We start from the raw sequence: 13,185 nt of genomic DNA on the forward strand, positions 1-13,185 counted from the left end.
CATGACGGACGAGCAGAAGTTCCAGGAGTTGCGCACCCAGGTCGAGCAGTGGGTGGAGGGGCCCGGTGAGCGCTGGGCCGAGCGCATCGAGGAGACCGGGCAGGTGCCCGAGGAGTTGTGGGCCGAGCTGAACGGTCTGGGGTTCCTGCGGATGGCGGCTCCCGAGGAGTACGGCGGCCGGGGCCTCGGCTTCGCCCGCTGGATGGAGCTGATGGAGGTCTTCTCCCGCTCGCACGGCTCCATCCGCATGATCGTGCACGTGGTCAACGGCATCTGGCGGTCGATGGACGGCCACGCCGACGACGAACAGCGCAGGCGCTTCGTGATCCCCTCGGTCACCGGTGAGATCAAGATCGCCTTCACCCTCACCGAACCGGGCAACGGCACCGGCGCGGACATCACCGCGTCGGTGGTACGCAAGGGCGACACGTACTACCTCTCGGGACGCAAGCACCTGATCACCTTCGGCGTGCGCTGCGACTACTACCTGCTGGCCGCCCGGGTCGAGGGCAGCGCCGGGCACGAGGGCACGGTGGCCCTGCTGGTGCCGCGCGACGCCCCGGGCGTCACGGTCGAGGACACCTCCGACACCATGGGCGTCACGGGCACCGACCACGCTTCGCTGGTCTTCGACGAGACCCCGGTTCCGGTCGACCACCGGTTGGGGACGGAGGGCCAGGGCCTGGAGGTCTTCCTCGGCGGTTTCCTGACGCCGTCCCGGATCTCCGTGGCCATGAGCTGCGTCGGACTGGCCCAGCGCGCCCAGCAGCTGGCCGTCGACTACGCCCGCAGGCGGGTGACCTTCGGCAAGGCACTGACCCAGCGCCAGGCCATCCAGTTCATGCTCGCCGAGAACGCCGCCGACATCGAGGCCGCGCGGCAGCTGGTCCTGCACGCGGCGCGACGCTTCGAGGCGGGCGCCGACGACGCGTCCATGCAGTCGTCGATGGCGAAGATGCACGCGGTGACGATGCTGACGAACGTCACCGACAAGGCGCTCCAGGTGCACGGCGGCCTCGGCTACTGGAAGTCGCAGAAGATCGAGCGCGTGTACCGCGACGCGCGTGCCCAGCGCTTCGAGGAGGGCACCAACGAGGTGCAGAAGGCCGTCGTCTTCCGCGAGTTGTTGCAGCGCGCCACGTCCTGGGACGGAGAGGGAACGAACCGATGAACAGCCCGCAGCAGCCGACGCCCGCCCGCGAGCAGGTCTCGCTGATCACGGGAGCCTCGCGCGGCATCGGCCGTGCCCTGGCCCTCACCCTCGCCGCCCGCGGCGGCACGGTGGTCGTCAACTACAAGAAGAACGCCGACCTGGCGCAGAAGACCGTCGCCGAGGTCGAGGAGGTGGGCGGTCAGGGTTTCGCCGTCCGGGCGGACGTCGAGACCACCGAGGGCGTCACGGCCCTGTTCGACGAGGTGGCGGAGCGCTGCGGACGGCTCGACCACTTCGTCTCCAACGCCGCGGCGAGCGCGTTCAAGAACATCGTCGATCTCGGCCCGCACCACTTGGACCGCTCGTACGCGATGAACCTGCGGCCGTTCGTGCTGGGCGCGCAGCAGGCGGTCAGACTGATGGACAACGGGGGCCGCATTGTCGCGCTGTCCTCCTACGGTTCCATCCGCGCCTACCCCACCTACGCGATGCTGGGCGGCATGAAGGCCGCCATCGAGTCCTGGGTGCGGTACATGGCGGTGGAGTTCGCGCCCTACGGCATCAACGTCAACGGGGTCAACGGCGGCCTGATCGACTCCGACTCGCTGGAGTTCTTCTACAACGTCGAGGGCATGCCGCCCATGCAGGGTGTCCTCGACCGCATCCCGGCGCGCCGTCCGGGCAGCGTGCAGGAGATGGCCGACACCGTCGACTTCCTGCTCGGCGAGGGGGCCGGCTACATCACCGGGCAGACGCTCGTGGTGGACGGCGGGCTCAGTGTCGTCGCGCCGCCATTCTTCGCGGACGCCGGCGAGGCCCTGGCGCTGCCGCCCCGGCCGACGCGCGACGCCTGAGCCGGACGGACGCGGCAGCAGTAACGGAGAGAGGGACGGACCAGGTGTTGGACCACGTCTTCAAACCGCTCGCGATCGGCGGCCTGACGGTGCCGCACCGCATCGTCATGGGTGCCATGCACCTGAATCTGGAGACCCTGGACGACGACGGCGCCGCCCTGGCCGCGTTCTACGCGGAACGGGTGCGCGGCGGCGCCGGTCTCGTCGTCACCGGCGGCTCCGCGGTGAACCCCGCGGGTTCCGGCGGCCCCGGCTACGGCGTGCTCGACGACGGCCGGCACAGGTCGGCGCTGCGCCGGGCCGTCGACGCCGTGCACGACGCCGGAGGTCTCATCGCCCTCCAGCTCTTCCACGCCGGGCGGTACGCGCCCGCCGGTACGGACGGCGGGGCGCCCCTGGCGCCGTCCGCCGTGTACAGCCGGTTCTCCCGCACCGTTCCCCGGGCCATGACGGAGGAGGAGGTCGCCGGCACCGTCGCCGCCTTCGGCCGGGGTGCGGAGGCCGCGTGCGCGCTGGGCTTCGACGCCGTCGAGGTGATGGGCTCGGAGGGCTATCTGATCAACCAGTTCACCGCGCCCCTGACCAACCTGCGCGACGACGCCTGGGGCGGCGACCCGGCCCGGCGCCGCCGCTTCCCCGTCGAGGTGCTGCGGGCCGTGCGGGCCTCGGTGAAGCCGGGCTTCCCGGTGCTCTTCCGGATGTCCGGCGCCGACCTCGTCGAGGACGGCACCCCGTGGCAGGAGACCGCGGCGCTCGCCGTGGAGCTGGCCGCGGCCGGCGCGGACGCGCTCGCGGTGGGCATCGGGTGGCATGAGTCGCCCGTGCCCACGGTGCAGGCCCAGGTCCCGGCGGGCACCTGGGCCGGGTACGCGCAGCGGGTCAAGCGGGCGCTGCGGGAGGCGGGGCACGGTGCGGTGCCGGTGATCGCCTCCAACCGTTTCAACCGGCTCACGCAGGCCGAGGACGTCCTGGCCGGCGGCGACGTCGACCTGGTGGCCATGGCCCGCCCGTTCCTCGCGGACCCGGCCATCGTCGACAAGTCCCGTACAGGCTCGGGCGCTTCGGTGGACCTGTGCATCGCCTGCAACGAGGCGTGCATCGACCGGTCCTTCGGCACGGAGCGGGTGTCCTGCCTGGTCAACCCGCGGGCGGGCCACGAGCGCGACTTCCCGGCCCTGCCGTCCGCCGGACGCCGGGGCAGGTACGCCGTGATCGGCGCGGGGCTCGCAGGGCTGGAGGCGGCGCGCACCCTGGCGCGGCTCGGGCACAAGGTCGAGGTGTACGAGGAGGCCGACGAGCCCGGCGGGCAGTTCCGGCTGGCCGCCCGGGTGCCGGGCAAGGCGGACTTCGCCGCCACTGTGCGCCGGCGCGAGGAGGAACTCGACGACCTGAATGTGCCCGTGTACCTGAGGCACCGCGTCGGTGCCCGGGACGTGCCCCTCCTGCGCGCCACGGACGGGGTGGTGCTCGCCACCGGTGTCCGTCCGCACCGGCCGGAGCTGCCGGGCGCGGACCTGCCGCACGTCCTGGACTACGCAGGGGCGTTGGCCGACCCGGACGCGCTCGGTCCGCGTGTCGTCGTCATCGGCGGCGGCGGAATCGCGGTGGACCTGGCGCACCTCCTCGCCGGCGGCTCCTCCCCGGCGCCGACCGCGCAGGAGTTCCTCGCCTCCCATGCCCTGACCGCGCCGTCCGGGTCGGTCCCGGCGTCCGCGCCGGCCGCTGTCCGGGAGGTCACCGTGATGCGGCGCGGCGGCAGGATCGGCACCGGGATCGGCCCGTCCACCCGGTGGGTGGTCATGGAGGAACTGCGGGCGCGCGGCGTGCGCCTGCTCACCGACGTCGCGTACCGGGCGATCACGCCCGACGGTGTCGTCGTCGAGGCCGACGGGAAGGCGGTGCTGGTCGGCGCCGACCACGTCGTCCTCGCCACGGGCCAGGAGAGCCGGCAAGAGGTCGCCGCCGTGCTCCGTGCGGCCGGCGTCCCCTTCGAGGTCGCCGGCGGGGCCGCCGACGCCCGTGCGCTGAACGCCGTACGGGCCACCGCGCAGGGCCTGCGGGCCGCGCACCGTGTGGTGGAACGCGCCGGGGCGCTCGGGACGGGGGAGCAGCGACGGTGGGGACGGGACGGATAGTGGGAGCCCCGAGACCGCCGGCGGCCGCCCGGCGCGGCACCGCGCCGGGCGGGTCAGCCGATCTCGCCACGCAGGTAGCCCGGCAGGCTCTGCCGATTCTTGACGGCCAGTTTCCGGTAGACCCTGGTCAGGTGCTGTTCGACCGTGCTGGGAGTAATGAACAGCTTCTCCGCGATCTCCCGGTTCGTGTATCCCATGACGGCCATGGAGGCGATCCTGCGCTCGGAGTTGGTCAGGGAGGCCACGGCCGTCGCCCGTTCCTCGTCCTCCGGCAGTTCCGTCTCGACTCCCGTGTCCGGCAGCAGTTCCCTGCACAGGGGTTCCGCCTGGCACAGGTGCGCCACGCGCCAGGCACGGCGGATGATCACCCGGGCGCGGCGGTGCTTCCCCAGTGCGTGGTGGGCCCGGCCCAGGTCGGCCAGCGTCCGGGCCAGTTCGTACGTCGCGCCGCCCGCCTCCAGGATGTCGGCTGCCTCGGTCAGCAGGCGGGGTCGTTGTCCCTGCGAGCTGAACACGGCCATCAGCCGCAGGGCGAGCGCCCGGCTGACGGTGTCCTCCGGGCCGGGGAGGGAGAGCTGCTCCTTGACCAGGCGTTTGGCCTGGTCACGGTTGCCCTGCAGCAGCCACGCCTCCGCCGCGCTGGTCCGCCAGGGCACGATGCCGGGCAGGTCCAGGCCCCACTTGCCCATGAGTTCGCCGCAGGAGAGGAAGTCGCCGAGCGCCGCGCGGGTCCGGTTCATGGCCAGGTAGTAGTGCCCGCGCGCATGGAGGTAGTGCAGTCCGTAGCGGCTCTGGAGCATCTCGTCCGGGATGCCCTGGGTGACGAGCGCCGTGGCGCGGTCGAGGTCTCCCATGCGGGTGTGGGCCAGGATCAGGGTGCCCAGCGGGAGGCCGGCGGCGGTTCCCCATCCCTGGACGGACACGTGCTCCAGGGCGCGCTCGCCGTGGGTCACTGCTTCCGAGAGGTCGCCCGCGCGCAGCCGGACCTCCGCCTCCGCGGCGTTCAGGATGCCCTGCCACATCGGGGACGGGCTTCCGGTGCGGCGCTCGTCCAGGCTCCGGCACCGATTGGCCGCCTCGCTCAGCCGGCCGCTGTAGACGAGGGACATCAGCGCGAGGAGGGTGGCCTCCTCCGCCCAGGGGCCGTTGTGGTTGAGGTCGAGCTGGCCCAGCACGTGCGAGGCCCATTCCTGCATCTCGCCGCTGCGTCTGCGCACGAGGCCGCCGGAGAGGGCGCCGATCGACTGCAGCCAGAAGGCGCGGCCGCGGGTGGTGGGCGCGCCCTCGGGGTCAGTGGGCGCGGGTCCGCTCTGCACCCGTCCCGCGAGCGGCGGATACGTGCAGGCCAGCCACACCTCCATGTCGTGCAGTTCGGCCGGCCGGTTCGGCGTGCCGGACGATGCCGCGATGCCCGCGGACGGCAGGCGTGTGGCCCGTTTGCGCAGCAGGGCGAGGATGTCGGCGGCTTCCTGGGTGCGGTGCAGCCACAGCAGTTGCCGTACGAGCAGCATCGTCTCGTAGGGGTCCAGCTGGTCGCTGCGCACCGCCTCGGTGAGCGCGAGCAGGTGGCGCAGTGACGCCGAAGGGTTGAGCTGCCATTCGGCCTGGGCGAGCCTGGCGCGGGCCGTCCACCGGTCCCGCTCGTTGGTGCAGGCGTCCTGGGCGGAGTTCAGGTACCTCAGGGCGCTCTGTACCCTGCCGTGGAGCAGCGCCTCCGAGGACGCCTCCAGGAGGACGCGCAGGGCCCAGGGCTCCGACACCCGTCCGGCCTCGGCCAGGTGGTGGGCGGCGTCGCCGACGGCGCCGCCCTGGTGGTACAGCAGTCGCGCGGCCCGCTGGTGCAGCTGTGCGCGGTCCTCGGCCGGCAGGTCGTCCAGGATGGTGCGCGCGGCCAGTTCGTGCCGGAACCGGCCGTCCCCGAGCAGCCCCGCCTCGGTCATGGTGCGCAGTGCCCGTTCGACGGTGCTCGGATCGGTGCCGACCAGCTCCCCGAGCTGCTCCGCCGTGGCCCCGTCGCCGTACACGGCCATGGCGCGGGCCACCCGCAGGGTGTGGGAGTGGCTGCGGTGCAGGCAGTTCAGCAGGGCGCGTCCGAAGACGCGCTGGCGTGTCCCGCCGCCGAGTCTCGCGTCGTGGATCAGGGCGTCGAGCAGCAGCGGGTTGCCGCCGCTGCGTTCGGCGAAGGAGTCGCCGAACTCGCGGCCGCCCCGGGTTCCGAGCCGCAGTCCCGTCAGGAGGTGCACGGCCTGCGGGGAGAGCGGCCCGATGCGGGTGGACGCGACGGAGGACTGGCGCAGCAGTTCGGCGTGGAACGGGGAGTGGGTCCCGTTGGACTCGGCCAGTTCGGTCAGCACCATCAGGATCGGCGCCGTGCTCAGTCTCCGGATCAGGAAGAGCAGGCACTGCTGCGAGGCGGCGTCCATGTGGTCGATGTCGTCCACGCACACCACGACGGGCGTCGTGGCGGCCAGTTCCGTGACAGGCTGGAAGAGGTCGTACAGGATCTCGGCCCTGTTACTCTCCACGGCCTCGTGCATGTTCTCGGCCCGGGTCGACTCCATGAGCCCGCGCAGCAACGGGGTGATGCGTCTGCGCAGCTCCACGGGGAGGACCGGGCTGTCGAACAGTTGGCTCAGCGTCCCGAAGGGCAGGTCCCGCTCCCCCGCGGAGCAGACGGCGTTGAGGAGGATGACCTCACTGGCGTGGGCGAGCTGCACCACCGCGCGCAGGAACTCCGTCTTGCCCGCCCCCACGGTCCCTTCCAGGAGCATCACCTGCCCCGTTGCGGGCTGCTGTGCGGCCAACCACGTCTTCACCCGCGCGAGCTGCTCCTCGCGCTCCACCAGAACGGTTTTCCACGCCTCGCGTGGAACGGAAGCGACCTGGGATCCCTCCGGGTGCAGGTCCCGAGTCATATCTTCCCTCGCGTCACGCTCGGACCATCGACATTCCGCGCCGTTTGAGCGGACACCACAGTTAAGAAGTTCATACATCTTCCCTGAAAGACATCTCACTGCTCCAAGTACCTACGCTAACCCAACGGATAGCGTTTTCATGGGTGTCGCGTTTCCTGCGCACATCCGTTACGCAGGGGAATCACCACCACACTCGTTGTCGGCACGGGACCCGCTCGCCCCCCTCCAGAAGTCCGCCTTTGTGGACATTTCAAGCATTGCTCACGGGGCGTTTTCGGACTGTAAGGCGCAACCGAAAGCGAGACGGGGAGGATCCGGTGGGAAAACTTTCAGCAATTATTCAATACGCGCCGCGTGCTCAATGAAGCGTGTCCACCACCGCGGGGGAAGGCTCGATGGCCGCCGCGTTCGACGATGACCGGGAGTCCGGGCCTGATGAGTCCTCGGGGTGGCAGCCGGTCTGGAATCGGCCCCGGCAGCGGAAGGCGAAGGCGGCGAAGAAGGAGGAGCTGCGCAAGCAGTGGCGGCGGCTCCAGGAGGCCGCACGGCGGCGCTTCGCCGCCGTGCGCAGGGCGATGAAGAAGCTGGCGGAACTCGGGTCGGCAGAGGCGAACGGCAAGGACGGGCGGCACCCGATCTGGGAGCTGCCTCCTGCGCCAACTACCGCCACCGTGACCGCCACCGCCGCGACACGGACCCGGTGCACCCTCGCCACCGGTTCCGGGGGGACAGCCCGTACAGCCCACTTTCGCAGGCACCTCACGAGTCATCTCATGTGGTGAGTCGGCGGTAGCAGCTGAGGGTGCAGGCGATGCTGGTGAGTGCCAGGAAGTGGCTGGCTTTCCGCTCGTAGCGGCGGTGCAGGCGCCGGCATCCGGCGAGCCGGGCCATGGTCCGTTCGATGATCCAGCGGTGCCGGCCCAGCCGCTGGCTGAAGTCCGTTCCCTTGCGGGCGATCCGGGGTGTGCTGCGTCGGCCGCGTAACCATCGCCGCAGGCGGTTGCAGTCGTCTCCCTTGTCGCCGTGGAGCTTGCCGGGCCTGCGCCGCCGCCGGCCACGGCGGGAACGGATCGGCGGTATGCCCTGCACCAGCGGGGTCAGGGCCTGGCTGTCGTGGACGTCGGCGCCGGAGAGGGCGACGGGCAGGGGCAGACCGGTCCGCCCGGTGCTCAAGTGGATCCTCGAGCCGTACTTGCCCCGGCCGACAGGACCCGGACCTGTCAGCTCCCCCTTTTCGCCGCCCGCATGTTCACCGAGCCGATCGCGCAGCGGGACCAGTCCGGCTCGCCGCGGGAGCCGAGCTCGTCGAGGACCGGGCGGTGCAGCCTCGCCCACACCCTGGCCTTCGACCACTCGTGAACCGCCGGTGAGCTGTGGCTCCCGACGGCCCGAACGAGGCGGACGGCAGCTGCTGCCACGTACAGCCCGACGTCGCGACGAACACGATCGCCGCCAGCACCTCCCTCCCGGTCTCCGTGCCGGCGCCGGCCGCCGCCCTGCGGACGGGTCGGCGCCTCCGGGACCCCCGCTGGAACAGCTCCCACAGCTCATCCGGAACCGGCCGCTCAACGATCCCCCCACCGGCAGGCCATCGAACACTCCACATGAGATGACTTGCTGGCAGGACTCCGTCAGGTCTTCGGGTTCGGCCTGCTCCTGGGCGTGCTGGGGGGATGGACGCACAGGAAGTGGACCGTGCCCGGGCGAAGGTGGCGTTGTACGTGGCTGACGTGTTCGCCTCGGTGCCGCGCAAGGACCAGCGGGCCAAGGGTGACTGCTGCCCGCGGGGACTGCACCGGGCCCACCCTCCACCAGACCCTCGACGCCCTCCAGGGCATCCTGAGGTGCTGGACCGGCACCTGCACCACCTGCCACCAGCCCCTCCCCCAGCAGGCCACACACGACATCAAGACCGAGACAGACCTGACGGAGCCCTGCCAGGCGCAGGGACCGAGGGAGAGGAGCCCGGCTTCGCGGAAGGCCGACTTGCGGTGGAACTCCCGGACCGTGCCACGCTCGTCGCCGATCTGCTTCATCCGAGTCGCCACCAGGCCCTGGACGGCGGTCAGCCGCACGGACGGGGGAACAATTTCAGCCTGTTGCGTGAGGCAGAAGATGACCCCTGACCGGAGCAGGACTCCAGTGGTTCCGGCCCATGGACGCGTTCAGGCTTTCGCCACCTGTCCCGAACGACCGGCGACAACGCCATGTGCGGGGACCCGCTGCTGCGGCCAGGCGGATGACGAGGTCGTTCCGCATGTGGTCGGCGATCGCCCGCCCCACCGGGCGCCGCGGGGCGAGTTCGGGTCCGGACCTCCGCGGCAGCGGGGCCTGGGACAGTGGGGCGGTGCCGGCGGCGCGGCCGGAGCCCCGGTCCGGCCCGAGTTCCGGCCCGGATACGGAGCCGTTGCACCAACAAGGCTCGCGTGACCGGGCAGGAAACTGTAGCTTCCCTGATCGGGATACACGCCGATGCGTGCATCCCGTCGTTCTTGGTGTGCGTTGGAGGTATGGCTGTGTTGATGGTGGGTAAGGTCCTCAGGTTCGACGAGGTCAAGGGGTACGGATTCATCTCCCCGGACGCGGGAGGCGAAGACGTCTTCATGCACGCCAATGATCTGGTCGACGAGAAGTATCTCTATCAGGCGGGCAGCACCGTCGAGTTCTTCATGGAAATGGGAGAAAAGGGGCCGAAGGCGTCGCAGATCCGGCTCTCCTACCAGCCGTCGCCCAATCGACTCACCCCCCAGGACAGCAGGAAGGCACCGGCAGGACCGGACCGCACACCGGCCGACCGGTTCCAGGCCGAACTCACGGAGGCCCTGCTCGACGGCATCGACACGCTCACGGCCGCTCAGGTGAAGGCCGTGCGCGAGGTCGTTGCCGAACTGGTGCGCATGCACGGCTGGGTCACCGACTGAGGGAGCGCCGCTTTCCCACCAGGAGGCCCGAACGAGCCCGTACCGAGGGGGCGGTAAGGGGCCGATAGGGGTATTGGGACGGCTGCCCACTACTTACTATGACTCGGTATCCAGGACCGGCAAGCAGGCCGCCTGTCGGGCGCAAGCCGGCTTGGAAGCATGATACGTGGACGGGGCGGTCCGTTCCGGAACAGCGGTTGAGTATCCCCCGTGCTCATCCCGCCACCCGGATTCGGCGCCCCGTTCACGTGTCGGTGAAATGATCCGACACACGTCGGCGGGGAAAGGCGAAGGCGTGACGGAGAGTCTCCGAATGCCCGCCCGGCTTACGAGTCGGTGCCCGATAGCGGGCGGGCGGTTCCGGCCCGCCAGGGCGAGGTGTACGCACGGGCCGCGGTGGGGTGAGGGAAGCGGAGCGAGGCGCGACGATCGGCCCGGGACCGAACTCGGCAGCGGGGGCGCGCTCCGGCTGCCGCACGCCCGCGTCGTGTCCCTTCCGCCGCTCCGGCGCCGTACACCGCGGCGGTCGGGCAGTACCTCGCCGGCGCGGGCATCGTGGAGCCGTCCGCACGGATCCACCGCATCTCGCTGACGACGTGGAGCGGGGTGCTCACCCCCGGTGACGGCCGGCGCCGGACGCAGGCGGCCTGATCCGCCCGCCGCTTCTTCGCCTCAGTTCGGTCCGGTCTCCCTGGGGGCGAGGAGGCGGGACCGGTTCCTCCCAGAGGCCGGTCAGGTGTTCGTGGAGGACGTCGTGTGCCTCTCGCGGGGTGAGGTGGCCGATGAGGACGTGCGTCGTGAGGCCGTCCGCCGACCGTAGCTCGGACCGGTTGGTGCCCGGCTGGCCTACTCCTTCGTCGCGGCCCCGGAGTCCGGCCGCACCTGGCTGGGCCGCTCTCCTGGACGCGGCCCGCCCGGGCCCGGCCGACGACGCGACCACCGTCACTTCACCCGACTCCCCCATGCAGGGGAGCGGTTGACGAGCGCGGACCGTTGGAGACCGGGTGACCCGGACATCCTGATCGTGAACGAATCGGTGACGGCACAGGCCGACGAAGGGGATCTGGGCTGCGGCAACGGTGTGACGTTCACCGACAGCAACGGCACCTTCAACGTGCAGTGCCACTGCGGGTCCACGCGCACACTGCCCTGGGGCTTCAAGCTGTCCGCGGCCAAGCGGACGACAGTGGTGGGTAGCATCAAGGAAACGGGACTTCGCTGGTGGCGCAACGGCTCGTTCGCTGGCCAGGATGCCCCGCACTCCGTTCCGTCGGACCATCAGGTCCATGGCACGATGAAGTCCGTCCACGCCAGAAACCGGATCGAGCACCAGGACTACATCACCTGGCGCCACACCATCGGTCCGGGCGGCACCGCCTCCCTGACCTCGCCGGTCGACTCAACCTCACGAACTAGGACAATGACCGTACCCGAAGACGAAATCCGCCGACTGGCCCAAGCGATCCTCGACCGCTTGGGCCAGCCCGGTCAGTCCTGGCACGTCACGGAGACCGCACCCGTCGGCCGCACTGCCTTCAGGATGCCGGAGGAAGCTCTGGACGGCGTGGCCGCCGTCGAATCCGAGGTCGTGTTCATCTCCGACAGCGCAGCCGAGCAGCCGGAGACCCTCGCGGCGCATTTCACGCTGGGAGTGGACCGTGCGGAGGCCATCATGTCCCTCGCCTCCCAACTGCAGGACCACCTCATCGAAGCCGCAAGCGGTGATCCGATTCCCCCCTGTCCTGGGCACCCGCACCCTCTGGTGGCCCACGTCGTCGCCGGTGAGCCCGTCTGGGAATGCCCGCAGTCCCCGGTTCATCATCGGGAACCCATCGTTCCGCCTGGCTGAGCGGCATATGGTTCGGCGATTCCCGCCGAACCGGCCGCTGCCCTGCCCCTCATCGGGCCCCGACCGGACGCGCAGCCGTGGTGGCGGCCTGGCGAAGGCAGGCCACACCCCGGGATTCAGAAACCGTCGTTCCACTGGTGAGCATGGGTTCGAGTGCGGGGACCCGGTTGGCTGATCTTCGACTGAGGCAGGCATGAAGACAGGGAGTCCTCCATCAGCGTCGCCGCGATCCTCGACGCCTCACCGCCTGCCGTGCACGAGCTCGTTAGACAGGGTGAGCGCCCAGCAGGCCATCGCTGGAAGTTCAACCTGGTGGCACCGTCGGTCGCGGATGAGTGCCCACAGGACGTCGACACGTCGCCGGACCAGCACCAGGACGGCCTGGATGTGGCTCTCCCCTTCGACTCTCTCGCCGTCGTAGAACCACTTGGAGTCGGGATCGCTCCAGGAGCTGACCAGTACAGGTCAAAAGCGGGTTCAGCGACTCGCCCTCAGAACCATCCCCGCGGGTGCGGGCGCCAGGTGGTCGCTGAACGCGCCCGACGTCGACAGCAGCTTCGAGCACCACACGATCACCCAGCCGAACCTCGCCCACGGCACCGCGATCTACGGCGGCACCGACATCACCGTCCGGAACAACCTGATCGCCGACACCAACACCCTCGGCAGTCGTGCAGGCGCAGCCCCAGGGGGCGGCCACCTTCCGGAGCGTCTCCGCGACCGGCGTCGGCCCGGCCGGCGCCTACAGCTGTCCGTACCCGGCGGGGGCCGGCACCTTCCCCCTCACCGACGGCGGCGGCATCTCCGGCTGGGACAGCACCTGGTCCGACTGCTCCACCTGGCCCCGGCCGGGCGAGCAGAACCCCCGGCCCGGCCCGGAGCGCGACCTCGCTCTGGGACGCCCGGCGGCCGCCACCGGCTCGCAGGACGTGTACGCCCCGGGCAAGGCGGTCGACGGTGCCGCACACACCTGCGGGGAGTCCGCCAACCACGCACTCCCGCAGTCGCTGACGATCGGGCCGGGCGCCACCAGGACCGTGCGCCGGGTGGTGCTGAGGCTGCCGCCGCAGGCGGCGTGGCAGGCCCGCGCCCGGACGCTGTCCGTGCAGGGCAGCACCGACGGATCGTCGTGCCCGACGCTGACCGCGCCGCGGGAGCACCGCTTCGCCCCGGCGACCGGCAACACGGTGACCGTCCCGGTCGACGGCAGCCTGCGCCCTGTGCGGTGGCACGTCACCGGCAGCACCGGGTGGCCGGCCGCCCGGTGCGCCGAGGTGGAGGTGTGCTCGTCCTGACCCGGCGCGGGGGGGGGGGGGGGGGGGGGGGGGGGGGGGGGGGGGGGGAGGGGGGAGGGGGGG

At 71.1% G+C, this 13,185-nt stretch carries 8 protein-coding genes and 3 pseudogenes; 7 read left to right on the top strand and 4 right to left on the bottom strand.

Annotation, left to right across the window (positions count from 1 at the left end; translation table 11 throughout):
* Nucleotide 1: 1 nt before the first annotated feature.
* From ACZ56B_RS28895 to ACZ56B_RS28905, 3 genes are read left to right on the top strand one after another with little or no spacing between them, the layout of a single operon-like run.
* Complete coding sequence (locus tag ACZ56B_RS28895) at nucleotides 2-1,171, top strand: acyl-CoA dehydrogenase family protein (RefSeq protein ID WP_468796741.1); 1,170 nt, start codon at nucleotides 2-4, stop codon at nucleotides 1,169-1,171.
* Nucleotides 1,168-2,007, top strand: coding sequence for a 1-cyclohexenylcarbonyl-CoA reductase (chcA, locus tag ACZ56B_RS28900; RefSeq protein ID WP_468796744.1), 840 nt, complete (start codon nucleotides 1,168-1,170; stop codon nucleotides 2,005-2,007). The genes ACZ56B_RS28895 and chcA overlap by 4 nt, the downstream gene beginning before the upstream one ends.
* A 44-nt stretch (nucleotides 2,008-2,051) precedes the next feature.
* Nucleotides 2,052-4,142 carry an oxidoreductase gene (locus ACZ56B_RS28905; protein WP_468796747.1) on the top strand — a complete coding sequence of 697 codons (2,091 nt, stop codon included), beginning with the start codon at nucleotides 2,052-2,054 and terminating at the stop codon, nucleotides 4,140-4,142.
* Between the two features lie 53 nt (nucleotides 4,143-4,195).
* Here the strand turns inward: ACZ56B_RS28905 and ACZ56B_RS28910 are convergent, their stop codons facing one another.
* A complete protein-coding gene (locus ACZ56B_RS28910; RefSeq protein WP_468796750.1) occupies nucleotides 4,196-7,057 on the bottom strand; it encodes a helix-turn-helix transcriptional regulator in 2,862 nt (953 codons plus the stop codon).
* A gap of 368 nt (nucleotides 7,058-7,425) precedes the next feature.
* Here ACZ56B_RS28910 and ACZ56B_RS28915 point away from each other — a divergent pair, with 368 nt between their 5' ends.
* Nucleotides 7,426-7,839, top strand: a complete 414-nt coding sequence (locus ACZ56B_RS28915; RefSeq protein ID WP_468796753.1) for a hypothetical protein — start codon at nucleotides 7,426-7,428, stop codon at nucleotides 7,837-7,839.
* On the opposite strand, the gene ACZ56B_RS28920 is transcribed toward ACZ56B_RS28915, so the two are convergent.
* Both ACZ56B_RS28920 and ACZ56B_RS28925 read right to left on the bottom strand, forming a co-directional pair.
* Nucleotides 7,829-8,335 (bottom strand): IS5 family transposase, encoded by a 507-nt coding sequence (locus tag ACZ56B_RS28920; RefSeq protein WP_468796762.1) that lies wholly within the window; start codon nucleotides 8,333-8,335, stop codon nucleotides 7,829-7,831. The genes ACZ56B_RS28915 and ACZ56B_RS28920 overlap by 11 nt on opposite strands.
* A gap of 121 nt (nucleotides 8,336-8,456) precedes the next feature.
* A pseudogene (locus ACZ56B_RS28925) lies at nucleotides 8,457-8,663 on the bottom strand (hypothetical protein); the annotation flags it as partial.
* Nucleotides 8,664-9,573: 910 nt separating this feature from the next.
* Between ACZ56B_RS28925 and ACZ56B_RS28930 the strand changes: the two are divergent.
* On the top strand, nucleotides 9,574-9,978 hold the full coding sequence (locus tag ACZ56B_RS28930; protein WP_468796756.1) for a cold-shock protein: 405 nt from the start codon (nucleotides 9,574-9,576) through the stop codon (nucleotides 9,976-9,978).
* A gap of 712 nt (nucleotides 9,979-10,690) precedes the next feature.
* On the opposite strand, the pseudogene ACZ56B_RS28935 reads toward ACZ56B_RS28930, so the two are convergent.
* Nucleotides 10,691-10,798 (bottom strand): annotated as a pseudogene (locus ACZ56B_RS28935) (TetR family transcriptional regulator); the annotation flags it as partial.
* Between the two features lie 204 nt (nucleotides 10,799-11,002).
* Here ACZ56B_RS28935 and ACZ56B_RS28940 point away from each other — a divergent pair.
* Nucleotides 11,003-11,827, top strand: coding sequence for a hypothetical protein (locus ACZ56B_RS28940; RefSeq protein ID WP_468796759.1), 825 nt, complete (start codon nucleotides 11,003-11,005; stop codon nucleotides 11,825-11,827).
* A gap of 472 nt (nucleotides 11,828-12,299) precedes the next feature.
* Nucleotides 12,300-13,122 (top strand): annotated as a pseudogene (locus tag ACZ56B_RS28945) (discoidin domain-containing protein); the annotation flags it as partial.
* Nucleotides 13,123-13,185: the final 63 nt, after the last annotated feature.

It is taken from the genome of Streptomyces sp. NPDC034670 (assembly GCF_055574875.1).

What these genes read in the sequence shown, in the direction of transcription:
- ACZ56B_RS28895 (WP_468796741.1), top strand. Translation starts at nt 2, where the DNA reads ATGACGGACGAGCAGAAGTTCCAGGAGTTGCGCACCCAGGTCGAGCAG.
- chcA (WP_468796744.1), top strand. Translation starts at nt 1,168, where the DNA reads ATGAACAGCCCGCAGCAGCCGACGCCCGCCCGCGAGCAGGTCTCGCTG.
- ACZ56B_RS28910 (WP_468796750.1), bottom strand. Translation starts at nt 7,057, where the DNA reads ATGACTCGGGACCTGCACCCGGAGGGATCCCAGGTCGCTTCCGTTCCA.